Here is a 23275-nt window from a genome sequence, read left to right as displayed (position 1 = left end):
TCTCGAGGAGAACATGTAGATACAGTGCGATGGAGATCGTGCGTGTTATCGATAGGAGGCAACACATGAGTGAGTCACGTGCGGCACAGGTGCCACACCGAAAGAAATTGGAGACTGACCCAATCTCTTTTTCGGAAGACACCGTAATGAACAAATTGGGAATTGCAATTGCGGGTGCGGTAGAGCGCGCCATACAAACCCGTTCAGATGACCATGCGATGCAGAATGTCGCCGTATTCGTCGATTACGATAACGTTTATTGGACACTGATGAATCGCTATCGTCACGACCCTGATCACGAGGACCCCCAGCGCAACTTGTTTGACCGACTCTGGGAAAAATACGACAAAAACAACATTCGCATGTTCAAAGCGTACGCAGACTTTGAACAGGTCGCGGCCAACCTGACGAGTCTGCAAAAGAAGCGTGTGCAGATACGACACGTTTACGCGAACGGGAAAAATGAAGACAAAGCAAAGAATGCGTCCGATATCGAATTGTCGATTGATGCAATGGAAACTTCGTATTCGGATTCAAATATTTCCTGTTATGTCTTTGTAACAGCGGATAGTGACATGATCCCGATTATGAGCAGAATGCTATATCGCGGTAAGCACGTTGAATTGTTTTACGTGGAAGACGCGATTGCAAAGCATACGGACATTCGCAAATTTGCGCATCAGAGTTACGATCTGTTGGAATTTCTTCACGTGGATGTCAGTCCCAAAAATCCGTCTGATTTTATTCAAGATGCGATTCAATATATTTCAGAGTGGCATGCACAACCGGCAAACCGCACCAAAAATCTCGGACCGAAATGGTTGCGCGATGGACTCGCTGACTATTTAAGCATTCCAAGCAATACGGCGAGCCAAGTGATCGATCTCCTTCACCGCGGAAACTTCATCCGTGAAGAACTGCGTACAAACGAGTATGGCACCCATAAAAATATCGTATTGAGCATTGAAACGCCCGAGCGCGATGAGAATGCGTCGCTTGATCACGATGAGTACTCCATTCCGCGCCCTTGATTGTCGCTTTGCGGAGAGGACTCAGCTCCGCAGTTTTTTTTGGACAAGCTGTGTCGAACCTTGACTAACGATGTAGATTTTGTTACATTGATCTCGTTCTTATGAGTGCACTCATGATTTTCGCTCTTATCTTTTCCTGTTCTATTGGTGCTCATATAACCCTGACGCTGTCGCTTGCGACAGCGTCTCGCTTATTTTATTTAACCGTACATTCTAACCAGAACTCTCCTGCACATTGCGATGATCTTATACGCTCTGTATGTATTGCCATAAAAGTCGAAGTGTTGCGGAGATCGCGTCGCGATGTGTTCGTTCATAGGCGTGCGAACTGTCAATTCCAGGACCAATGAGACCCGTTGCGAGATCATACCCAGCGCGGCGTGCCGCACTCGCATCCGAACTATAGTACGGATAAAGATCCACTGCGTGAGGAATCTGATGCGTTTTTGCGAGGTGTGTCAATTTTTTACGCAGTTGGTAATCGTATGGACCGCTCGAATCCTTTGCACAGATCGAAACGACGTGTTCCGTGGTCGTTAATCCTTCTCCAATGGCGCCCATGTCAACCGCCACGTACTCAAACGCCTCTTCAGGGATGTTTGAATTTCCGCCGTAACCGATCTCTTCGTCCGTGCTGATCAGGAGACACAACGAATAAGGCAATTCTATCGAATTTGCCAGAGTACGTTCTACAAGGGAAAGGAGGATGCCGACCGAAGCCTTGTCGTCGAGGTGACGTGATTTGAGATAGCCGGACGTCGTGACAACGACACGCGGATCGTACGAAACAAAATCACCCACCGCAATGCCGAGCGCTTCCACATCCACTTTTGATTGAACCTTTTCATCTAGGCGAAGCACGACCGTGTCTGGTGTGCGCTCTTCCACCTCTTTATACACATGCGTTGACGCGTGTCGCGCCACGAGCGTACCTGTGTAAACGGCACCGTCCAAGGTGTGAATTTTGCAATAGACGCCCTCCACCGTTTGAAACGCATATCCACCAAGCGCGGAGAGACGCAAATATCCCTGGTCAGTAATTTCTCTGACCATGCCTCCTAGCGTATCCACGTGAGCCGCCAACACGCGCGTTTTTTGTGATTTTCCCGGAATTAAAATCTGCAAGCCGCCTTTATAGGTGCGCTTATAGGACACACCGAGCATCCCGAAGCGCTCTGCGCAGTAGTGAATGGCCTGGTCCGTGAATCCCGTCGGGCTCGGAATCGATACGAGTCGTACGATGTGATTTACGGCCGACTCAAGCGCTTCCTCTAATTGTGTCTCATTCCATTCAGTCTCTCTCATGCCAGCCCCCTGCATCTCACCGTGATTGTGCCATGTTTGAACTTCCTGATTGTACCACAGCGGGAGACAGTGCAGGCGGTACCCAATCATCATTCGGATTGCCAACAACTGCGTTTGGTGTCGACTGTTGACGTAAAAATGGAATTGCGCCAACGGCAATCGCATGCGCCACTTGTTTTAGATACATGGGTTGCCGCAATTTGATCGCATCGCGGTCGTTCGTCACATAACCCACCTCTGCGAGAATGGCAGGACACGGCGCATGCCGAATCACGAACAGGTTTTTGCGCCCAATCGGTCGCTGTGTCGTATCTGCCAACGCGTTTAGTTTCGCCTGAACAAGACTCGCAAGCTGTTGACTCGCCTCTGAGTGGACCGTGTAGAAAACAAGCGGTCCGCGATCACTCGGGTTGGCTGAGCTGTTCACATGGATGCTTAAAAAGCCCACTGCGCGCGCCTTGCGCAGCAAATCCAGACGGTTTTGCAGATCTCTGCGGTGCCTGCCTGACAGCGGGGATGGAAACAGACCGGAACAATCGATATCCGTCCTGCGCGTCATTGTCACGTCAAACCCGGCGCGATCAAGCTCAAGCGCGAGGTTTTTGGCAATTTCCAACGTAATGGTCTTCTCAAGCAATCCCCCTCGCGACGTACCTCCATCAATGCCACCGTGACCAGGATCAACCACAACCGTTTTATGAAGTCGAGTTGGCAGCAGATTGGGTTTGGCTACCTGTTTCTTCGGAAACCACTGAAACGCCTCTGCCGTTTGACCGAGTGGCGCGTCACATAGTGCAATCAACATTCCCACAATACCAAGCCTTATAACCATTGGAAGAATTCTCTTTTTCATCTGCACTCTATCACATCTTCTCTCCACTCATGTTCCCTGGACGTGGTTGAACCAGAAGGGACATCCTTACTATGTGAGAGAACGGTCGTTTTTACACGGAAAAGGAAATAGGGCGAATGGTACGGTTTTTCTTCGTCCCTCTCGTCAATCCGTCAAAGTGTCACAATGTGGAGTGTATGCTAAGGGCATCGTCGATCAAGTGAATAAGCTCCCGACTTTGCAGAATGCGCAGCGCCTGCGTATTCGCTTTATTCGGCGCCCCCCGCTTCGCCTTCGTCGTCGGAACATCCTCTGTTACACTACGCACCTCAAGCGGAGCAGGCGCTCCAAGGTCACTCAAGATCTCGCGCACCACTTTTTCTGCACTGCGCATCGTGACAACCACCTGGTCGAATGCCTCAACCGTACACTTTTTGCTTCGCGGGTCTGCGAGAAACGCCTGATACACCTCTTCCTGCTCGAAGCGCACAAACATCGCATCCCAGATCACCGCGCGACTATACGCAATCATCCAATCGCGAATCGATCTTTTAATCGACGACCCGATGGCAACAGAAGAGTACTTATCAAGCGCATCATTCAAATCCGCCTCACGCCAGCCGTGATCGCAGAGTTGCAAAACCGACTCACGATCCATCGTATAAAGAGACATCTCATCCGCGCGTTTAAGCGTTGCAAACTGACCAACAAAAAAGTGCAGCATCGGATGAACATCATCAGGAACGAGGATGTCGAGATTCGGTTGCACAGAGATTCTGCCTTGGCGCGCGGTGATTGGGCGGCATCGCTTATACACCAGGCCATACTTCCGATCGAAACCAAAATCCACCTGTCCAATCAGCGCCAGCACACTGATCAGGCGCGCGGCTGTATTGTGCGCAGCGCAACGCTTTCCGTCAGGCAATTCGAGCCATGACGAGATACCGTGATAGATGGCATACCATGATTCTTCATTCGCTGACATGATCATCTCAAATAACAGGACGTGAAAATGGGATTGCATACGGGGAGATAATAGGTTGGAAAAAAGTGTCTCTCCGATTTGCTGTTGCAATTCATCAAACGGCTGCGTCAATACCTCGCGCATCAATTTTCCTTGAGGATGCACCGAACCGTTTCCAATGGTGATCACAGACAGATCCTTCAGGATCTGAAACGCAAGGTATACGACTTCAGGGAAGCCCGCCCAAGGGCCCTCCTCAACTTCTTCTTTTTGATAGTGTAGTGTGCGAAAGAGCAGTTTGATTCGCTGCAATTCACGCTTATAAACCACATCATTTTTGGTTGCGGATACGCTGTGTGTGCTTATGTATGTCATCAGTCTGATCATGTCGTTTGCAAACATCGAGCCGAGCGAGCGCTCCACCGTAACATGCTCTTTTGGCACACACGGAATCAGCCGCGCCACTTCATCTTTATAGATCATTTTTAAAAGATCGAAGCACTCCCTCGGCATTTCAAATCCATCACCGAGATACCAAATCTGTGTAGGAATCAGCATGGTTAGATCTGCGAGGTGATTGATCGATGGGATTACATCCGGCATTCCATCGTACGACTCTTCAATTAAGTGAAGTAGCCTCGATTTCGAGATGGACACGACAAATCCGTCCCCGATCATTTCGACAAATGCGATCCGCAAGATTCGTTTGTCGTGATCTGTAAGCATATGGAAAAGTTGCGTATACCCCGATCCATGAACGAGCGACTGAATGACACTTTGAGCCACTTTCTCTTTGGGCCCGTCAACCACTTGCCCGAGATATTCAGCAATGACGAGGAGCTTTTGCTTGGTCAAATTCGCCAGATAGTAATCAAGTCTCACTTATGCGTACACCTCTTCAAGATCCGCGAGATCGACAATGTCATACTGATAGCCTTGCTCTGTTAAGAAACGCTGACGACCGAGCGCAAACTCCTGATCCTTCGTTTCCCGTGTCACCACCGAATAAAAGTGGGCGGTCATTCCGTCCGCCTTTGGGCGCATAATCCGTCCAAGGCGTTGCGCCTCTTCCTGGCGTGACCCAAACGCGCCGGAAATCTGAATCGCGACAGAAGCGTCGGGGAGGTCAATTGAGAAATTGGCAACCTTCGAGACGACAAGAACGCGCAATTCGCCAATGCGAAACGCCTGGTAGAGTTCATCCCGCTCACGCGATTTTGTACTTCCTGTAATCAAAGGAGCGCTTAGTTTCTCCGCGATCCGCTTGAGTTGATCAATGTACTGTCCGATGATGAGAATCATGTCTTGTGGATGTCGCGCGACAAGCCGCAGCACCGCGTCTTCCTTCTCCTTCGCCTCAGCCGCAATTCGCGCCTTCTCGCGGAGTTCAGAGACCGCGTAGTGACGGCGCTCCTCATCGTTCAACCCGACACGCACCTCCGTGCACATCGCCGTCGCGATATACCCCTGCGCCTCGAGCTCTTTCCACGGTGCGTCAAACTTTTTGGGGCCGATAAGCGAGAAGACCTCTTCTTCCTTCCCATCTTCGCGCACAAGTGTCGCGGTGAGTCCCAGTCGGCGGCGCGCCTGAATCTCTGCTGTAATGCGAAATACGGGCGCCGGAAGAAGATGGACCTCATCGTAAATAATGAGACCCCAGTTATGTGAGGATAAAAGTGATAAATGGGGAAAATCATCCTTCCCACGAGGACGGTAGCTGAGAATCTGATAGGTTGCCACGGTGACAGGCGCCGTCATTTTACTCTCTCCACTGTACTCGGCGACTTGGTCTGGCGTGAGCGTCGTCTTGTCGATACACTCGTGAATCCACTGCCTGGCTGCCGTCACGTTCGCCGCAAGAATGAGCGTCGAAGTTTGCAGAAGTTCCATTGCGCGCAGGCCAATAATCGTTTTTCCAGCGCCGCACGGCAGCGTCAGAACGCCCGATCCGCCTGACAGATTGCCGCCTTCGTGAAACGACTCTGCCGCCTGTTCCTGATAGTCGCGCAGCGTAAACGGAACTCCCTCACCCAAAAACTCGCGCAGCGAGAATTGCAGAGGTTGCCCTTCGGCATAGCCAGCCAGATCCCGAACAGGATAGCCGAGTTTCGTCAGCGCCACCTTAATTGTTCCACGCGCGAGCAGTGGAATCTCAACCGCAGAAGCGGAGACATTTCGGCGCACAAACGGCGCGATGGAGCGATGTTGAGTCACTTCGAGAAGCGCAAGCGGGTCATGGCTGAAGAGGGTCAATCCGTTTTCACCGCGATGAAGTTCGAGGATGCCGTAGCGATCCATTGTCTCTGTGATGAAACGAATAATCGGCGGCGGTACATCGTAGCGGCTGATCGAGCGCAGATTCTCCACAATTTCTGCTGAGCGGTGGCCCGCCGACGCCGCATTCCAGAGAGATAGCGCAGTAACGCGATACGTGTGAAAATGATCTGGGCTCTTTTCTAGCTCTGCAAAAGGAACGAGACATTGCCTCGCCGCATCTGCGTCAGAATGATGCACATCCAATAAGATTGATCCATCCATCTGAACGATGACTGGCTTGTCCATCGTAAATCTTCCTCCTCGAGCCACGTCGCACGCGCATAAAAACAGAACGTAAGCCTACGAATCAGTATACCACGCCTGATTCATAGGCTTGACAGAATTCATCCACTTTACTCGTTTTAACTCATCATTCCTAAAGCAGCGCCGCAATCACCGCATCGGTCATTGCATTCGTTGAAACGGATGCTTGCCCGCGCGCCAGATCGGCCGTGCGCAGTCCCGCATCGATGACACGCGAAACCGCCGCCTCCATGCGCTCCGCGCGCTCAGGCTCTGCGAGCGAATGACGCAGCATCATTGCAGCCGAAAGAATCGTGCCGAGTGGGTTCGCGATCCCCTTTCCCGCGATGTCAGGCGCTGAACCGTGAATTGGCTCGTACAGCCCTGGCCCATCGCCGAGGCTTGCAGACGGAAGCACACCAATCGATCCAGTCAAAACGGCCGCTTCGTCACTCAGGATATCCCCAAACAGGTTCTCTGTGACAATGACATCAAAACGCTCCGGCCTTGTGACAAGGTGCATCGCGCAGGAATCAACGAGCACGTGCTCCACCGTAACATCTGGGAAATCCTTTTTCATGTCATCGACCACCTCGCGCCAGAGGCGCGAGCTGTCGAGCACATTCGCCTTGTCTACCGAGGTGAGATGGCCTTTGCGATCGCGCGCCGCCTCAAACCCCTTTTTTACAACACGCCGAATCTCCATCTCTGTGTAATACATCGTGTCTTTGGCAAAACGCCCCTCGAGCGCCGTATCCCCGCGCTCCCGTTCGCCAAAATAGATTCCGCCAGTCAACTCTCTGATGATGAGGAGATCAACCCCTTTTGCCACATCAAGGCGTAGAGGTGACGCGTCGAGCAGTCTTTCGTACGCGCGCACAGGGCGCATATTCGCGTAGACGCCAAGCGTCTTGCGCAGCGCGAGAAGTCCCGCTTCAGGGCGCAAGTGACCTGGCCCTTTGTCCCACTTTGGTCCGCCGACAGCTCCCAACAAAACCGCGTCAGAGGCGAGCACCGCCGCGCGCGTCTCTTCTGGAAAAGGCTGGCCCGTCTCATCGATCGCCGAACCGCCAAGGAGATGGTACTGAAACGAGAGTGCCTCTGGGCGGTCAGAAAAGACCTGCCGAAGCACCCGGACTGCCGATGCGACAACGTCCGGTCCGATCCCATCGCCCGGCAAGAGTGCCACACGTTTTGCCAAGGAAAACCCTCCATTTCAACCTGTAAAACGATAAAGAATCAGTTCTGCACAGTCATTTTAGCGCCGCGCACATAAATCAAACGATTGATCGCATCCAGATACGCGCGCGCGGATGCCTCTAACACGTCGCTCGCCACATAGCGACCAGCGACGCGATGGACGCCCGCCGCAATCTGCACGCGCACCTCACCGAGCGCATCCTGTCCTGGTGTCACCGATAGAATCTGATACGACTTGAGTTCCAGTTGCTCACCGGTCACGCGATCAAGCGCATTGTAAATCGCCTCGACGCCACCGTTCCCGACCGCTGCCTCCTCCTTCACGCCGTCTGGTCCCGTCACGCGAACCGTCGCTGTCGCGAGCGCAAAATTGCCCGTAGAAACGTGAAGATAGTCAAGCGCGTACGGCCCTACGACATCCTCGTGGTAACGCTCATCAACGAGCGCAAGAATGTCCTCTTCTGTCACAATTTTTTTGCGGTCACACAACGCCTTGAAACGCTTAAAGACTTCTGCGAGGTCTCCATCGGCGAGCACATATCCCATTTCTTCGAGGTTCTTGCGAAATGCGTGACGCCCAGAATGCTTCCCGAGAACGAGCGAACGATTCTCCGTGAGACCCACGGAGGATGGATCAATAATTTCATACGTCGTACGCTCTTTGATGACCCCGTCTTGATGAATACCCGATTCGTGTGCAAACGCGTTTGCGCCCACCACGGCTTTGTTAGGCGGGACAACCATCCCAGTCAAGCGACTGACAAGACGCGATGTGCGAACGATTTGCGAGAGATCGATATTTGTCGACGCGCCAAACTGCTCTGCGCGAAGCGACAGAGCGACTGCAATCTCTTCCAAAGATGCATTGCCAGCGCGCTCCCCGATTCCGTTGATCGTTCCCTCCACTTGATCGACACCCGCTGAGATGGCAGCGAGAGAATTGGCGACTGCGAGTCCAAGATCGTCGTGACAGTGCGCGGAGAGCTGCACATCACCAAACTCCACGTGATCGCGCACATGCTTCATGCGCATGGCATACTCCGATGGCAACAAGAAGCCAACCGTGTCGGGGATGTTGATCACCTTGGCGCCGGCGCGAATGGCAATCTCGACGATGCGCACAAGAAAATCAAGATCTGTACGGCCGCCGTCTTCCGGTGAAAACTGTACGTTTGGCGTAAGCGTTGCCGCGAAGCGAACCATACGATCCACTTGCTCTTCAACTTGTGCGCGCGTCAAGCGCAATTTTTTTTCCATGTGTATATTCGATGTAGCTAAAAACAAGTGAATGCGCGGGTCATCTGCCTCTTTAATCGCGTCATAGGCTGTTTGAATATCGCTTTGCACCGCGCGCGCAAGTCCACAGACAGTAACCCCTTTGGCGACGCGAGAAATCGCTTCAACGGAGGAAAAGTCACCAGGTGATGCGGCCGGATAGCCCGCTTCGATCACGTCGACTCGAAGTCGAACCAGTTGCCTCGCAATCTCCAACTTTTCTGCCGGGGTCAGCGTCACACCCGGGGATTGCTCTCCATCGCGCAATGTGGTGTCAAAAATGCGGATCCGCCTCATCGTGACTCACTCCTTTCATATGGTTCGCAAGCGCGCGTACCCACACCGTGCGGGTGACACGCGCTTGTCGATTCTACACAGCTACACATTTTATTTGTTTATTTCGCAATAAAACTCATCATGCCGCGGAGTTCTTTTCCAACCTGCTCCAAGGGATGTTCCGCGTCGATGCGGCGCATCGCTGAGAAGGAGGGTCGTCCAGCTTGGTTTTCAAGAATCCAGTTGCGTGCGAAGACACCCGTCTGTATGTCTTTTAGAATCGCTTTCATCGCGCGCCTTGTCTCATCTGTGACAATTTTTGGTCCTGCGGTATAATCGCCATACTCTGCCGTGTCGCTAATCGAGTCGTGCATGCGCTCAAGCCCACCTTCATAGATGAGATCGACAATGAGCTTGAGTTCGTGGCAGCATTCAAAAAATGCAATTTCCGGTTGATACCCCGCATCGACAAGCGTCTCAAAGCCTGCTTTGACAAGCGCGCTCACACCGCCGCAAAGCACGGCCTGCTCGCCGAACAGATCGGTCTCCGTCTCTTCTTTAAAGGTAGTTTCAAGAACGCCCGCGCGCGTCGCGCCGATCCCTTTCGCATAGGCGAGCGCCGTTTCCCGCGCGTGTCCCGATGCATCCTGAGCCACTGCGATCAATGCTGGAACGCCCGCGCCGCCCTCATAGACGCGGCGAACGAGATGTCCCGGCCCTTTAGGCGCCGCTAGCACGACATCGACAAAGGTGGGTGGTTTAATTTGTTGAAAGTGGATATTAAAACCGTGTGAAAACATAAGTGTCTGCCCGCTGCGCAGATACGGCTCAATTTCTTCCTTATATACGCGCGCCTGCGATTCGTCTGGCAGAAGGATTTGCAAAATATCGGCAGTCTGTGCAGCTTCTGCCACGCTGACAACCGTGAAGCCGTCTTCACGCGCTTTATCCGCCGACTTGCCGTTGCGCTGCGCAATGATCACGCGCACACCGCTATCGCGCAAATTTTGCGCTTGCGCGTGGCCCTGACTTCCATAGCCGACCACGGCGACCGTTTTTTCCGCGAGGATGTGAAGGTTTGCGTCATTTTCATAAAACATTTGCATAAATGATCTCTCCCATAATTTCATTTTTCTCTGCATCACTACATCGGCCATGCCGTTTGCCGTTCGTCATAAGAGTCCGCCTCGGAGATCCCTGAACGCACGAGCGCCGTCACACCTGTGCGCGCGATTGCAAGCACGCCATAGGGTGAAAGGAGACCAATAAGCGCATCTACCTTCTCCGTGTCTCCTGTCACTTCAACGCTCATGGACGTGTGACCCACATCGACAATCGAAACGCGAAACGGTTCGAGGATATGAGAAATTTCCATGCGCGTCTCCTTGGCGATTCGCACCTTGATGAGCGCGAGTTCGCGTGAAACTACCTTCTCGCGCGAGATGTCGTGCACATCGATCACATCCACCAGTTTCATCAATTGAACGACCATCTGCTGAGCCATCGCGTCATCGCCGTGGCTTACAATCGTCATGCGACTATAGGTCGGCTCTTCAGCCGACCCGACGGTGATGCTTTCAATGTTAAAACCGCGTCTGGAAAAAAGGCCGGCAACGCGCGCGAGGACACCGGGGCGATCATTGACAATCACACTGAGGATTCGCTCCATCATCACGCCTCCTCCCATTCCAGTGTCATCTGATCCGTCCCTGCACCAGGAGGAACCATCGGGAACACGTTCTCCTCTTCGTGAACGAGAAACTCCATGATCACCGGCCCATCGTGGCGTAACGCCTGTTCAATGATTGCCTCAGCCTCGTGCGCGTTTGCCGCGCGCAATCCGAGTGCGCCATACGCATCAGCGAGTTTCACATAATCAGGAGACCCAATGCGACTCTCTGCATAGCGACGCTCGTGAAAAAACTGCTGCCACTGGCGCACCATGCCGAGAAATCCGTTGTTTAGAATTGCCACTTTAACCGGCAACTTGTTCTCAACGATCGTTTGCAATTCTTGCACGTTCATTTGGAAACTCGCATCGCCGGCGATACATACGACCGTTTGCTCCGGCATTGCAACTTGCGCACCCATCGCCGCGGGAAATCCAAAGCCCATCGTGCCGAGACCGCCTGACGTGATCCATTGGCGCGGTCGCGTGAATGGGTAAAAAAGCGCCGCCCACATTTGGTGCTGCCCAACTTCTGTCGTCACGATGGCTTGCCCTTTTGTCGCTTCTGCCAATAACTCAACGACACGCTGAGGTTTTAGTCCATCCTGCGCCGGGCGATAGGACAGCGGCCACTCCTCATGCCATCCGGCAATCTGCCGCCGCCACGCCTCAGCATCCGGGACGCAGTCAAGCGCCAAGAGCCCGCGCAGCGTCATGCCGACATCCGCCACCACTGGCCACATGACAGGTACATTCTTATTGATTTCTGCTGGGTCGATGTCAACGTGAATCTTCTTTGAGTGGGGAGAAAAGCGTTCAAGCTTACCCGTCACGCGATCGTCAAAGCGCACCCCGAGCGCGATCAAAACATCGCACTCTGTGATCGCCCGATTCGCGGCATAGATGCCGTGCATGCCAAGCATTCCAACGAACAGGTCATCCCCTGCCGGATAAGCGCCAAGCCCGAGGAGCGTCGACGTTACCGGGATTTGATTCCTCCGTGCGAATTCGCGCAGATCTTCCGAGGACTTCGAACTGATAATCCCGCCGCCGATATAAAGCAGCGGACGTTTTGCCCGCTTGATCTCTGCCGCAACTTGCTCGAGCACCACAGGATCTGGCGCCTTTGGGACACGATAGCCGCGCGGCGCTGGCTCTGGCATTTGGCATCGCTGCGCGGGACCTGACATCATGTCCTTTGGGAGATCGATCAAGACCGGACCCGGTCGCCCGGTAGTCGCGATGTGAAACGCGTCAGCGATGACCTGCGGGAGGTCTGCGATGTTTCTCACCTGATAATTGTGTTTCGTAATCGGCAAGGTGATTCCGATGATATCTGCCTCTTGAAACGCGTCGCTGCCAATTTTCTCCGAGGCCACTTGGCCTGTCAAAATGATCACCGGCGTCGAATCCATAAACGCGTCGGTGATCCCGGTGACAAGGTTAGTGGCGCCCGGCCCCGACGTCGCAAGCACTACGCCCGGTCGCCCGGTCGCGCGAGAAAACCCTTGCGCCGCGTGGATGGCGCCCTGTTCGTGGCGCGTCAGAATATGTCGGAGCGGTGCGTCAAAAAGTGCGTCGTAGATCGGTAACACTGCACCACCCGGATAGCCAAAGATTGTGTCGACACCCGCTTGAATCAGCAGGTCGCACAACAGTTCAGCGCCGAGTGAGACTTTAGGCATTTTCCGTTTTTCCGGATGCGCTTGAATCGTCTCAAACGTCTGGCTCGCGCTCACTGGGTTTCCTCCCTTTCCTCTCACGTTACACTCTCTCTTGACACAATCTCTTTTTCTCTACGCCTGATGCATATGAAAGATCGCACACTTAAAGTCGTCGACCGTCTATGCGGACTAACTCGTGAAACGCGCGGTGCAGTCGCTTTGTGACTTCACCCGGCACGCCGCTTCCAATCGTCCGGCGATCCACTTCGACGACCGGAATCAATTCCGCAGCCGTCCCTGTCAAGAACACCTCATCCGCCACAAACACATCGTGACGCGTAAACGGCGTCTCTTGCAATGGAATAGACAGCTTTGCGCACAGATCGATGATCGAGCGACGCGTGATGCCGTCGAGCGCGCCCAGATAGATTGGGGGCGTGTAGACGCGCCCTTTCTTTACGATAAACACGTTGTCGCCCGACCCTTCACAAACATACCCTTCCGCATTGACCGTGAGCGCCTCGAGACATCCAGCGTTTGCCGCCTCAATCTTGACGAGAACGCTGTTGAGATAGTTCAGCGACTTAATCTGTGGGTTGAGCGCTCCAACCGGGTTCCGGCGCGTCGGCACCGTAACAATTTTCAGACCTTCTTCATAATATTTTTGCGGGAAGAGTTGAATCGTATCCGCAATGATGACGATGTTTGCGCGCGGGCAGCTCCGCGGGTCAAGCCCGAGGTCTCCTGGTCCGCGCGAGATGACCAATCGAATGTAGCCGTTTTGCAGGCCATTTGCGCGCACCGTGTCTAGCACTGCGCTCGCCATTTCTTCAAACGTTAAGGGGACGTCAAGGAGGATCGACTTCGCCGAATCATAGAGTCTTTCCAGGTGTTCATCCAGTCGAAAAATGACACCGTCATAAATGCGAATCCCCTCAAAGATCCCGTCTCCATAAAGAAAACCGTGATCATAGACGGAAACGACCGCCTGTTCTTTTGGCACGAGTTGGCCGTTTAGGTAGATTTTTCGATCGGCATCCATCCGGTCCCATCCCTTACTTATGAATGTTGCGTCCCTAATTAAGAACGAAAAACCCCGCGACAGGAACCCGCGAACGTCAAAGAGACGATCGCGAGTCAGAACCTGCCGCGGGGTTTTTATCCCCAAGGTGTACACCCTAATTAAAATGAGTGCGATGTCGCTCGGTCCTGACCCCAAAGGCGGAACCCTAGACATCCTCCTGACGCACAATGTTAAAAATTTAACTTATTGTACGGTACAGAGGCGGCAACGGTCAAGGTAAGAACGCCTGGCAAAACACCTTTTTCTGCTCAATTTCGCGGATCTTTGTGTGCACAATGTGAACAGACTTGCGGAACACTCACGATTTATCGTATATTGTCCGTACATATAGGACATTTGTTCATGAATTGTGGACGCAGGAGGGTCACCATGTCAGAAGATCCCTATTTTTTAATTCGCCGCTCAAACTTGCCAGAAGTTATTCAAAAAACGACGCTGGTGACCGAACTCTTGACGCGGCGGCGCGACATGAGCGTCCTCGAAGCGGTGCGCGCGATCGGGCTCTCGCGCAGCGCATACTACAAATACAAAGATGCGGTGCGACCGTTTTCCGAAGCGATGAGTGGACAGATTGTCACAATTGCCCTGACGCTTGAACACAAGCCAGGCGTACTCTCGACGGTCCTCAACACGGTCGCATCGAGTCACGGCAACATTTTGACGATCAATCAGTCCCTGCCACTCCAGGGCATTGCAACAGTCATTCTCTCCGTGGATACACACACGCTCGATGCAACGCTCGACGACCTCCTGCAGATCCTTCGCGAAGTCGAAGGCGTAAACCAGGTCGTCATGGTCGGGCAGGGCTCGTAACAGAAATAACACTACACAACGACTACCAACATTGAGCGCGTGAAAGGAAGACGAGTCATGGAACAGCGAATCGGCTTGTTAGGGTGTGGAACCGTCGGCGGCGGCGTTATCGAACTGATGCGCAGGAGAAAACAACGCCTTCAGAGTCTGACCGGTTGGGAACCTGTGATTGCGCGCGTGCTTGTGCGCGATGTGCTCAAAGAGCGCACCGTCTCCTTTGCAGAGGATGTGCTGACGGACGATCCCGACACCGTGCTCGGCGATGAATCGATTCGCATCATCATCGAAACCATCGGCGGCATCGAACCTGCGCGTACGTTTATTCTGGCGGCGATTGCGCGCGGAAAACACGTCATCACAGCCAATAAAGATTTGATCGCACTCTGTGGTGAGGAAATTCTGGCGGCGGCCGACGCGGCAGGCGTCACGGTGCTCTATGAGGCAGCCGTTGGCGGTGCAATTCCGCTGATTCGACCGCTCCAGGAAAGCTTGACGGCAAACGCGATCTCCGATCTCAAAGGGATCGTCAATGGGACGACTAACTACATTCTCTCTCAAATGACAGAGACGGGTGCCGATTTTTCGGATGTGCTGCAAGAGGCGCAAGACCTCGGCTATGCAGAAAGCGATCCGAGCAGCGATGTCGATGGGCTGGACGCAGCGCGCAAACTGACCATTCTCGCATCGATTGCGTTTTATACCCGGGTCAGCTTGAGCGATGTCGAAGTCACGGGGATTCGCAAGATCACCGCGCGCGACATCGCTTACGCGCATGAATTGGGTGCCGTGATCAAACTGCTCGCCGTTGGCACAGAGCGCGACGGAGCGCTAACCCTGCATGTGCGACCGACACTGATCCCGAAAAGTCACCCATTGGCGCACGTCTCCGGTTCGTACAATGCGCTGTTTGTGCGTGGCGACGCGGCAGGTGACCTGATGTTTTTCGGGAGGGGAGCTGGCGCGCTGCCCACAGCGAGCGCCGTCGTCGGCGATGCCATCGAAGTACTCAAAGCGATGCGCCAGCCGCAAAACGGCGGCTACGTGCCGCATCCTCGACCACACAAACCGGTCGACCAACAACGTGCAGAGGCGGCGAGCCACTACATTCGCCTCTCAGCAAACGACCAACCTGGCGTATTTGCAAAAATTGCGGGCATTTTTGGCGATCACGGCGTCAGCATGGAGACCGTTCTTCAAAAACGTGTCGCAGCACACAACGCGGAGATCGTCATTGTCACACATGATGTCCACGCAAAGCATCTACACGCTGCATTAAGACAGCTCGAAGCGCACCCCGCAGTTTCAACCCTGCACTGCATCATGCCTGTTGAAAGGAGTGCCGAAGCGTGAATCTGATCGCAAAGACTCACCATCGCACTGGCATTCTCGCCCGCTTTAAAAAGGATCTTCCTGTGACTGAAAAGACACCCCCGCTAAGTCTTTGCGAAGGCGACACGCCGCTCATCCCGGCGCCTTATCTTTCACAGCGCGTACAGGCGCATGTCTATCTCAAATATGAAGGTGCAAATCCAACAGGCTCGTTTAAAGACCGCGGCATGGTCATGGCGGTTGCCAAGGCGGTCGAAGAAGGCAGTCACGCGATCATCTGCGCATCCACTGGCAACACGTCGGCGGCGGCGGCGGCATACGCGGCGCGCGCAGGCCTGCGCTGTGTCGTGATCATCCCCGCCGGCTATGTGGCGCTCGGCAAACTCGCACAAGCGCTCGCCTATGGCGCCGAGGTGATCAGCATCGAGGGAAACTTTGACGAGGCGCTCACCATTGTGCGCGACGTCGCGGCGCACGAGCCGATTACCCTCGTCAACTCTGTCAATCCATACCGCTTGCAAGGGCAAAAAACAGCCGCTTTCGAGATTGTCGAAGCGCTCGGGCAGGCGCCTGAATACCTGGCGATTCCAGTCGGCAACGCGGGCAACATCTCGGCGTATCACATGGGCTTCGCAGAGTGGAATCAAACGCGGCAGTCTGGGGTGCCGCGCATGCTCGGCTTTCAGGCGGCGGGCGCGGCACCGATTGTAAATGGACAGATCGTCGCAAAGCCCGATACGATTGCGACTGCGATTCGCATCGGCAATCCGGCCAGTTGGCAACTCGCTAAAAATGCACTTTCCGAAAGTCGCGGCGCGATTGCGGCCGTAACAGATGAAGAAATTCTTGAAGCGTACAAACTGCTTGCACAGCGCGAGGGTGTGTTTGCAGAACCCGCCTCTGCAGCGCCGATCGCAGGGATTCTCAAGCATGCCGCACAACACCCATTTTCACCTGATGACAAGATCGTCTGTGTCCTCACTGGCAATGGCCTAAAAGACCCCGACACGGCCGTCTCCTCTCACAGTGTGAGTGCGCGCGCGGTGGAAGCGTCACGCGCTGCCGTATGGCGTGCCATTGCGGAGGGAAAATCGTGAACGTCAGCATCTATGTGCCTGCGACGAGCGCAAACCTCGGTCCCGGATTTGACTGTATGGGCATCGCACTCGATCTGTGGAATGAGATTCACGCGACACCCGCCGACGATCTGCAGATTGAGATTGACGGCGTTGGCGCCGACACGCTGCCGCGCGATGACACGAATCTGGTCATTCGCTGCATGAAGATGATGTACGAACGCGCGGGGGAGCCGTTTCACGGCGTTCACCTGCGCATGGTCAATCACATTCCCGTCGCAGCAGGGCTTGGTTCAAGCGCAGCGGCACTCGTCGGTGGCTTGCTCGCCGCGAATCACTTTCTTGATTCCCCTTTTACAAGCGCGCAAATTCTGCGCATCGCCGTCGAGGATGAGGGCCACCCAGACAACGTCGCTCCCGCCTTTTTAGGTGGTGCGGTGCTTGCGTATCTCGAAGATCATGTCGTGACACACGTCAACCTGCCGATTCGCGACAATCTCACGTTTGTCGCCGTAACGCCGAAATTCCCACTGCTCACCGAGACCGCGCGGGGCGTACTTGGCGATCACGTCGCGCGCGCCGACGCCATCTTTAACGTAGCACACGCGAGTTTCCTGACAGCGGCACTCACCACAGGTAATCTGCCACTCTTGCGGCGATCACTCGCCGATCGCCTGCACCAGGACGCGCGCAAACACCTGATTCCCGGGTTTGACGCGGTGTACGCTGCGTCACAGCGCGCAGGCGCGATCGGCACGGTGTTGAGTGGTGCCGGTCCCACGCTGCTCGCAGTCGTCGAGGCAGGCGCCCCTGCCCAAGCCGTTGCGCAGGCGATGGTGAATGCGTTTGAACAGACAGGCAGTACCGCCGTTGCGCGCATTCTTCCACCGACGACGATGGGTGCGCATGTGCATATGAAGGCGCAGCGTACACCGCACGGGGCGCGCTGATTCAAAATTTTCTATGAGGGGTGAACCATATGAAAGCGCTAGGGACGCTGCACCTCGGGTTTCTCGGCGCAGGAGCCATCGCAGAGGCGCTGATCCGCGGGCTCACCTCCACAGGCGTCGCCAAACCTGAGCAAATCCACGTGACAAACCGCGGAAATCACGTTCGCCTTGCGGAGCTTCAGACACGCTATGGCGTAAATACGTACGCGCTCGCAACAGATGCGTTTGCGCATGTCGACGTCATTTTGATCTGCACCAAACCGCGCGATGTGCCAACCGCACTCGCTTACATCGCACCGTTTGCGCCGCGCGACGCGCTGTACGTCTCCATCGCTGCGGGCATCGATATCGCAACGATCGAGGGGGCGCTTTCGCAATCGAAAAGCGGTTATGAGGAGCCCCGCAAGCGCATCGTGCGCGCGATGCCAAACACGTCGAGCATCGTCTTGTGTTCAGCGACCGGCTACGCGCTGAACCACGCGTGCACGCCAGAAGATGAGGCGGTGGTGCGCACACTGCTCGGCGCTTTGGGGCGCGCGTATCCGCTCGAAGAGTCGCTTCTTAACGCGGTGACTGGCCTGTCTGGCAGCGGCCCTGCGTATGTATACTATCTTGCCGAGGCGATGACACAAGGCGGCATTGACGTCGGACTCGACCCGCACACGGCGACAGAACTCGTCGTCGAGACACTGTTTGGCGCAGCCCAGATGCTGCGTGAACGCGTGGCGCCGCCGGCGACGCTGCGAAAACAAGTGACATCGCCCAACGGCACGACGATGGCCGGTCTCGCAGTGCTCGACGCGTACTCCTTTACAGACGCCGTGCGCAGCGCGATCAAACGCGCGACAGAGCGCTCGGCAGAACTCGGCGACGCGCTGTCGCGCGAGACTAGAGAGTCGTAACCGCTGTGCGAGCGCGCGTTTGGTAGACCACCCATGCCCCGATCAGCGCCATGACACCGGCTGCGATGAACACCAGCGGGAAATCGACGCGCGCGAAGCCGCCCGCGATGATGGGACCGATGATCCCGGAGATGTAGAGCGGGACGTACACCAGATTGAGCGCAGGCGTTCGCTCGTCATCGCGCAGTGTCGTTGCCAACATGGAAAAGATCATCGCAAAGTTGATGCTGTTGGCGGCAGAAAAGAGCAGACTTAAACCGGCTAGCGCGAGAACACTTGGGGCGATCGCCATCGCAAAAAAACTCGCAGCCATGACGATTACGGAGACAAACAAGACGCGGCGAAACCCGATGCGATCACCGAGGATGCCAGCCAGAGGCGAGATCGCGGCGCCCGCGAGCGCGGAGGTTCCGGTCACGAGTCCGATGGCGCTGAGTTGTCCGTAACTGAGCGGGTGCAGGTGAATGACTAATAGTGGAATGAACGGTGAGACCATCTGCCGCCCCAGGATGACCAAGCCAAAAATGAGGAACAATTTCCCTATCCGCGGCGACGTAAAGACGCGGCGAACAGCGCGCAGCGCGAGATCAAGTGTGCGCCCTTCGGGCGGCGCTGCGGGTCGCACTTCGCGAAACAACACAGAGACGAGAACGCCACTGCCAGCAGACAAGACGCCGTCAAGCAGGAATAAGCCGTGCAACCCAAGTCCCGTATGCTCTACGAGAAAGCTCCCCATGAGTGGTCCGAGCGCGAAGCCGAGCGGACTTGCCAAGCCGAAAATCGCGATGGCGAATCCTGTGCGCTTGGCGGGCGCCACATCGCGAATCGATGAGAGCATGACGCCTGTGTTCCCCAGTTGGAACCCGACAAAAAGCAGTGAGATGACAAACATCACAACCGAGTGTGAGGCACCGATCATAAAAAACACGAGCGCCTCGACGTAGGCACTGCGCGCAATCACCCACTTGCGGCTGAATTTGTCTGCCCACACACCCCAGAAGGGAACGAGCGGAAGCCCGAGTACAAACTCGATGGCAGTCGAGAGCGCCAGAAAAATCGGGACGTTTTTTTGCGAAACGGAAAGATCCTGATGGAGATAGACCGGAAGAAATGCGTTTAAATGAGAAACCACCAACGACTCGACAAGGGATGTCGTAAAAAAAATGAACAGTACGACCGGGTACGCCTGGCGCGCTTTCATCTCTTTGCTCATGGTGTGCGCAAAAGGTCGGGCAATTCTTCGATTGAAAATACGATCGCGTCTGGAAACGCATCGCTCTCTGACGTGAGCGGAGCAGGCGGCAGCGGGCGGGCAAGATAGCGATGCTCCTTTTCGTATTGCTGCAAAAGCAAACCTGACGCAAGCGCCGCGCGTGGGCGCTCTGCAGGCGAGTACGCGCGCAAACGCTCAAACCCATCCACCGTTTGCCGCGGTCGCGCCACCATGACACCGCGTATTCCTGCACCCTTCGCTACCGCCACATCTTGCGTCAACAAATCCCCGACGTGCATGCGCACGGGCAGTTTCAGGCTCTCGTGCGTAAAAACCGCAGGGTTTGGCTTCGAGATGCCTAAAACATCTGGGCCGACAATGACATCAAACAGTGTGTCAACGCCCATTTTGGCAAAAACCGCACGCTGGTAGCGTGCATGCCCATTCGTCAATACAGAGATGCCAAACCCGAGTGCGCGAATCGCGCGCAGTCCCGCGATCACGTCTGGAAACAATTTTTCTTCGCGCAGCGCTTTGGCGACATCTTCACGCTCTATAAGATCGGCCATCACAATCGACGCTTGTACCCCCTCTGCGCGCAAAACCTGTAGCACGAGATCGTCCCAGTGAAACGCGTCGACCCGCCGCTCTTCATCAAAACGCCGCAATTGCTCCTGAAAGAGCCGCTCTTGCGGCGTCGCGATACCCAGTCGCTCCATCTCCCGATAGACATGTGGAAGAACCAACCGCTCAAACGGCGCATCGGCAAGCGTTCCGTCCAAATCAAACGTTACTTGTTCAAGAATCGTCACTCACTCCTCACGGTTGTAAACGCCAAACGCCGTACGCTAGACTGTCCTTTTGGCCTCATCATCCGATCGGTTGACCATGTGCTGCGCCGTCATGGTCAAGCGCTCCTCAATGAAGCTGCGCATCTCGCCCGCCAGACCAATCTCATCCATTGCCTCTCTCATACATGACAGCCACGCGGCGGCGCGTTTTGGCGTGATCTCATGCGGCATGTGGCGCGCACGCAGCATCGGGTGACCGTACGCGTTTGAATAGAGAGGCGGTCCGCCCAAGAATTGCGTTAAAAAGAGGAACTGTTTGTCGCGTACTGGCAAAATGTCACTCGGGAAAATGGGAATCAAGTCCTCGTGCTTCATGACGCGCGCATAAAAAGCGTCCACCAATCGCCCGATCGTCTCTTCCCCGCCGATCTTCTCATAGGGTGAATCAATCATCAAAAACGCCTTCCCTCTGCTCTTTTCGTTTTTATTCACTCTGGAGCACACTGCGCAGTTTCGCCGGAAGCGGTGTGCTTTTACGCGTCTTTGCATCCACCGTCACAAGCGTCACAGACGCATCCGCAATCAGCGTGTCATCCGCTTCGCGCAAGATGGTCTGATGAAAAACGAAACTTTTGTTCCCCGGTTGTCCGGGTCTGGTAATCACGGTGAGTACATCATTTTGTTTTGCCTCGCGTCGATAATTAATTGAGATGTTGGCCGAAACGGTAAACACGCCAAGCTTTATAAGCGTGTCGTAATCAAGCTTGGCGCGCTCGTAAAAGTCTTCCCGCCCCCATTCGAGGTATTCCAGATACTTCGCATTGTTGACGTGGCCATTGATATCAATCTCCGTCGAGCGAACAACGAGCGTGATGCGCGATTCATTCATACTAACTCCTCCAAAAATTCTTATTCATCCGGCCACGCCGCGCGCGCCGCGAGCAAAAGCGCGAGCCGCTGTCTCAACTCGTCATGGCGAACGGGCGCTTCGGCTTGTTTCACAACTTGGCGATAGGTGTCAAGTTGCGCCAACGCATGCTCGTTGTACGTATCGATGAAGGCGCGTAAGATCGACTGAAAGTACCTATCGACAGATTCTGTCGCGTGCGCCTCAAGAATTGGCGCTAGTTGGTCTCTCCCTTGCCCTTCAACAAATGCCTGCACATCGCGTACCGCGCGCTGCACTGCCCGCTCGATGTCAGGAGAGCGAAAGAGCGTAAGCGCCGCCGGCGTAGGGTAGGCAAGCGCTTCGCTGCGCGGACTCTGCTCCACAAGACCTACGCGCGCGCAGAAATCAAGGTTTGCCTGAATCCGCCGCAACCTCCCCTGCTCTACCATGCGCAAAAGCCGAATGGAAGTCGCGCGCGCCTCTTGAGTCGCGCGCTCCGCCACGTCACTGCGCCATTCGCGGTACGCCCGATCAGCCTCATCGCGCGAACCGTTTCACCGCGTTGAGGCGTGAAACGCCACTGCCCCCAGTTCCGGCAGCGCAAAACGGATGCGCTGCAAAGCGTGATGAAAAAGCTCGTCACCTTCTGCCTTTAGGCGTTGCGCCTCAATCGCCAGATCGTCATCCATCTGCGCGACAAATTCCCGACTCTCGTCCATGCGCATGCGCTGATACGCGTCACCCTTCTGAATTTGCTCTTCCAGTGCCGCAACCCCCGCTGTGAGACGCTGCATAGCGCGCGTGAGTTCAGACCGTGCGCGCGCCCGTGACTCATCGCGCAAACGCAGCACCGCCAGCGCTTCGAGCGCCTCGTAAAACGGCCCCATGCCAGAGCGCGCCTCTATCTGTTCAACCGCCGGGAGGGCTTCATCCTCCGCCAAATGAAGCCGCTGACGAAGCGCCACGACCGCTTCTTCTGGAAACGTGTTGCTGCGGATCATGGACGCAAACATGGCGAGTTGGCTTGAAAGTGGGTAGATGTGAGGCTCGCGCACGCCGAGTTTCTTCAGTTCTTGGCGCACATAGGACGCGACGTGCTCCGTTTCATCAGATGTCGCCGCAAGGTCAGCCGCGTTGATGACAAAAATCATCGCATCCGTGTCAAGCGCGTCTTTCACCATCCCGAGTTGTCGCAAAAAGGTGCGGTCAGGTTTTGCAAATGCGTGGTTGTAATACGTGACAAACACGGTCGCATCTGCGTCCCGCATAAATTGAAACGCGAGGTCGGTATGGCGCGCGTGAATCGAGTTTGAGCCAGGGGTGTCCACGAGTGTCACGCCTACGCGAGCAAGCGGCGAATCGAAGTAGAGGTCGATTCGCTCGACCCATACGGCGCGCTCTTCACGCGCGACATAACTTGGAAACTCGCTTAGAGGCACTTCGCGCACCACAT

At 55.0% G+C, this 23275-nt stretch carries 22 protein-coding genes; 6 read left to right on the top strand and 16 right to left on the bottom strand.

What is annotated here, in order from left to right:
* Positions 1-65 precede the first annotated feature (65 nt).
* Entirely contained in the window at positions 66-1031 is a 966-nt protein-coding gene (locus AYW79_RS00110) for an NYN domain-containing protein (RefSeq protein ID WP_067560404.1), read from the top strand.
* Between the two features lie 246 nt (positions 1032-1277).
* On the opposite strand, the gene AYW79_RS00105 is transcribed toward AYW79_RS00110, so the two are convergent.
* The 10 genes from AYW79_RS00105 to ilvE all read right to left on the bottom strand — a co-directional run bounded on the left by AYW79_RS00105 (position 1278) and on the right by ilvE (position 13817).
* Positions 1278-2336 (bottom strand): M42 family metallopeptidase, encoded by a 1059-nt coding sequence (locus AYW79_RS00105; protein ID WP_067560403.1) that lies wholly within the window; start codon positions 2334-2336, stop codon positions 1278-1280.
* A 16-nt stretch (positions 2337-2352) separates the two neighbouring features.
* On the bottom strand, positions 2353-3189 hold the full coding sequence (locus AYW79_RS00100; RefSeq protein WP_231877815.1) for an N-acetylmuramoyl-L-alanine amidase family protein: 837 nt from the start codon (positions 3187-3189) through the stop codon (positions 2353-2355).
* A 160-nt stretch (positions 3190-3349) separates the two neighbouring features.
* Positions 3350-5014, bottom strand: a complete 1665-nt coding sequence (locus AYW79_RS00095) for a helicase-associated domain-containing protein (protein WP_067560401.1) — start codon at positions 5012-5014, stop codon at positions 3350-3352.
* Entirely contained in the window at positions 5015-6694 is a 1680-nt protein-coding gene (locus tag AYW79_RS00090; RefSeq protein ID WP_067560400.1) for a DNA repair helicase XPB, read from the bottom strand.
* A 130-nt stretch (positions 6695-6824) separates the two neighbouring features.
* Positions 6825-7892 carry a 3-isopropylmalate dehydrogenase gene (gene leuB, locus AYW79_RS00085; RefSeq protein WP_067560399.1) on the bottom strand — a complete coding sequence of 356 codons (1068 nt, stop codon included), beginning with the start codon at positions 7890-7892 and terminating at the stop codon, positions 6825-6827.
* Positions 7893-7930: 38 nt separating this feature from the next.
* On the bottom strand, positions 7931-9463 hold the full coding sequence (locus AYW79_RS00080; protein WP_067560398.1) for a 2-isopropylmalate synthase: 1533 nt from the start codon (positions 9461-9463) through the stop codon (positions 7931-7933).
* Positions 9464-9561: 98 nt separating this feature from the next.
* Positions 9562-10572, bottom strand: coding sequence for a ketol-acid reductoisomerase (ilvC, locus tag AYW79_RS00075; RefSeq protein WP_079290977.1), 1011 nt, complete (start codon positions 10570-10572; stop codon positions 9562-9564).
* A gap of 14 nt (positions 10573-10586) precedes the next feature.
* Entirely contained in the window at positions 10587-11114 is a 528-nt protein-coding gene (gene ilvN / locus AYW79_RS00070) for an acetolactate synthase small subunit (RefSeq protein WP_067560396.1), read from the bottom strand.
* Positions 11114-12796: a biosynthetic-type acetolactate synthase large subunit gene (gene ilvB, locus AYW79_RS00065; RefSeq protein ID WP_067560505.1), complete on the bottom strand. Its 1683-nt coding sequence runs from the start codon at positions 12794-12796 to the stop codon at positions 11114-11116. Before ilvB ends, ilvN begins: the two co-directional genes overlap by 1 nt.
* Before the next feature lie 142 nt (positions 12797-12938).
* The gene (gene ilvE / locus AYW79_RS00060) at positions 12939-13817 is read right to left on the bottom strand and encodes a branched-chain-amino-acid transaminase (protein ID WP_067560395.1); all 879 of its coding nucleotides are present in this window, start codon (positions 13815-13817) and stop codon (positions 12939-12941) included.
* A gap of 411 nt (positions 13818-14228) precedes the next feature.
* Here ilvE and AYW79_RS00055 point away from each other — a divergent pair, with 411 nt between their 5' ends.
* The 5 genes from AYW79_RS00055 to proC are packed head-to-tail and all read left to right on the top strand — an operon-like array spanning position 14229 to position 18929.
* The gene (locus AYW79_RS00055; RefSeq protein WP_067560394.1) at positions 14229-14672 is read left to right on the top strand and encodes an ACT domain-containing protein; all 444 of its coding nucleotides are present in this window, start codon (positions 14229-14231) and stop codon (positions 14670-14672) included.
* Between the two features lie 57 nt (positions 14673-14729).
* Positions 14730-16022, top strand: coding sequence for a homoserine dehydrogenase (locus AYW79_RS00050; RefSeq protein WP_067560393.1), 1293 nt, complete (start codon positions 14730-14732; stop codon positions 16020-16022).
* A gap of 5 nt (positions 16023-16027) precedes the next feature.
* Entirely contained in the window at positions 16028-17098 is a 1071-nt protein-coding gene (thrC, locus tag AYW79_RS00045; RefSeq protein WP_067560504.1) for a threonine synthase, read from the top strand.
* The gene (gene thrB / locus AYW79_RS00040; RefSeq protein WP_067952981.1) at positions 17095-18027 is read left to right on the top strand and encodes a homoserine kinase; all 933 of its coding nucleotides are present in this window, start codon (positions 17095-17097) and stop codon (positions 18025-18027) included. Before thrC ends, thrB begins: the two co-directional genes overlap by 4 nt.
* Positions 18028-18056: 29 nt before the next feature.
* Entirely contained in the window at positions 18057-18929 is an 873-nt protein-coding gene (gene proC, locus AYW79_RS00035; RefSeq protein ID WP_067560391.1) for a pyrroline-5-carboxylate reductase, read from the top strand.
* Here the strand turns inward: proC and AYW79_RS00030 are convergent.
* The 6 genes from AYW79_RS00030 to AYW79_RS00005 all read right to left on the bottom strand — a co-directional run.
* Entirely contained in the window at positions 18916-20130 is a 1215-nt protein-coding gene (locus tag AYW79_RS00030; RefSeq protein WP_067560390.1) for an MFS transporter, read from the bottom strand. The genes proC and AYW79_RS00030 overlap by 14 nt on opposite strands.
* Positions 20131-20138: 8 nt before the next feature.
* Positions 20139-20954 carry an HAD family hydrolase gene (locus AYW79_RS00025; protein WP_067560389.1) on the bottom strand — a complete coding sequence of 272 codons (816 nt, stop codon included), beginning with the start codon at positions 20952-20954 and terminating at the stop codon, positions 20139-20141.
* Between the two features lie 36 nt (positions 20955-20990).
* Complete coding sequence (locus AYW79_RS00020; RefSeq protein WP_067560503.1) at positions 20991-21386, bottom strand: globin domain-containing protein; 396 nt, start codon at positions 21384-21386, stop codon at positions 20991-20993.
* Between the two features lie 31 nt (positions 21387-21417).
* Positions 21418-21822 (bottom strand): acyl-CoA thioesterase, encoded by a 405-nt coding sequence (locus tag AYW79_RS00015; protein WP_067560388.1) that lies wholly within the window; start codon positions 21820-21822, stop codon positions 21418-21420.
* A gap of 20 nt (positions 21823-21842) precedes the next feature.
* Positions 21843-22325 carry a hypothetical protein gene (locus AYW79_RS00010; RefSeq protein WP_067560387.1) on the bottom strand — a complete coding sequence of 161 codons (483 nt, stop codon included), beginning with the start codon at positions 22323-22325 and terminating at the stop codon, positions 21843-21845.
* Between the two features lie 51 nt (positions 22326-22376).
* On the bottom strand, positions 22377-23275 hold an 899-nt coding region (locus AYW79_RS00005; RefSeq protein WP_197467702.1), incomplete at its 5' end, for a dynamin family protein.

Origin of the sequence: Ferroacidibacillus organovorans, from assembly GCF_001642725.1 — a bacterium.
GTDB lineage: Bacteria > Bacillota > Bacilli > Alicyclobacillales > SLC66 > Ferroacidibacillus > Ferroacidibacillus organovorans.
The sequence above is the reverse complement of the archived record's forward strand: the minus strand, read 5'-3'. Positions and strand labels throughout refer to the sequence as shown.

Coding starts and splice junctions, on each gene's coding strand:
- AYW79_RS00110 (WP_067560404.1), top strand. CDS start 66: ATGAGTGAGTCACGTGCGGCACAGGTGCCACACCGAAAGAAATTGGAG.
- AYW79_RS00105 (WP_067560403.1), bottom strand. CDS start 2,336: ATGAGAGAGACTGAATGGAATGAGACACAATTAGAGGAAGCGCTTGAG.
- AYW79_RS00100 (WP_231877815.1), bottom strand. CDS start 3,189: ATGAAAAAGAGAATTCTTCCAATGGTTATAAGGCTTGGTATTGTGGGA.
- AYW79_RS00090 (WP_067560400.1), bottom strand. CDS start 6,694: ATGGACAAGCCAGTCATCGTTCAGATGGATGGATCAATCTTATTGGAT.
- AYW79_RS00080 (WP_067560398.1), bottom strand. CDS start 9,463: ATGAGGCGGATCCGCATTTTTGACACCACATTGCGCGATGGAGAGCAA.
- ilvC (WP_079290977.1), bottom strand. CDS start 10,572: ATGAAATTATGGGAGAGATCATTTATGCAAATGTTTTATGAAAATGAC.
- ilvN (WP_067560396.1), bottom strand. CDS start 11,114: ATGATGGAGCGAATCCTCAGTGTGATTGTCAATGATCGCCCCGGTGTC.
- ilvB (WP_067560505.1), bottom strand. CDS start 12,796: ATGCCTAAAGTCTCACTCGGCGCTGAACTGTTGTGCGACCTGCTGATT.
- ilvE (WP_067560395.1), bottom strand. CDS start 13,817: ATGGATGCCGATCGAAAAATCTACCTAAACGGCCAACTCGTGCCAAAA.
- AYW79_RS00055 (WP_067560394.1), top strand. CDS start 14,229: ATGTCAGAAGATCCCTATTTTTTAATTCGCCGCTCAAACTTGCCAGAA.
- AYW79_RS00050 (WP_067560393.1), top strand. CDS start 14,730: ATGGAACAGCGAATCGGCTTGTTAGGGTGTGGAACCGTCGGCGGCGGC.
- proC (WP_067560391.1), top strand. CDS start 18,057: ATGAAAGCGCTAGGGACGCTGCACCTCGGGTTTCTCGGCGCAGGAGCC.
- AYW79_RS00030 (WP_067560390.1), bottom strand. CDS start 20,130: ATGAAAGCGCGCCAGGCGTACCCGGTCGTACTGTTCATTTTTTTTACG.
- AYW79_RS00020 (WP_067560503.1), bottom strand. CDS start 21,386: ATGATTGATTCACCCTATGAGAAGATCGGCGGGGAAGAGACGATCGGG.
- AYW79_RS00015 (WP_067560388.1), bottom strand. CDS start 21,822: ATGAATGAATCGCGCATCACGCTCGTTGTTCGCTCGACGGAGATTGAT.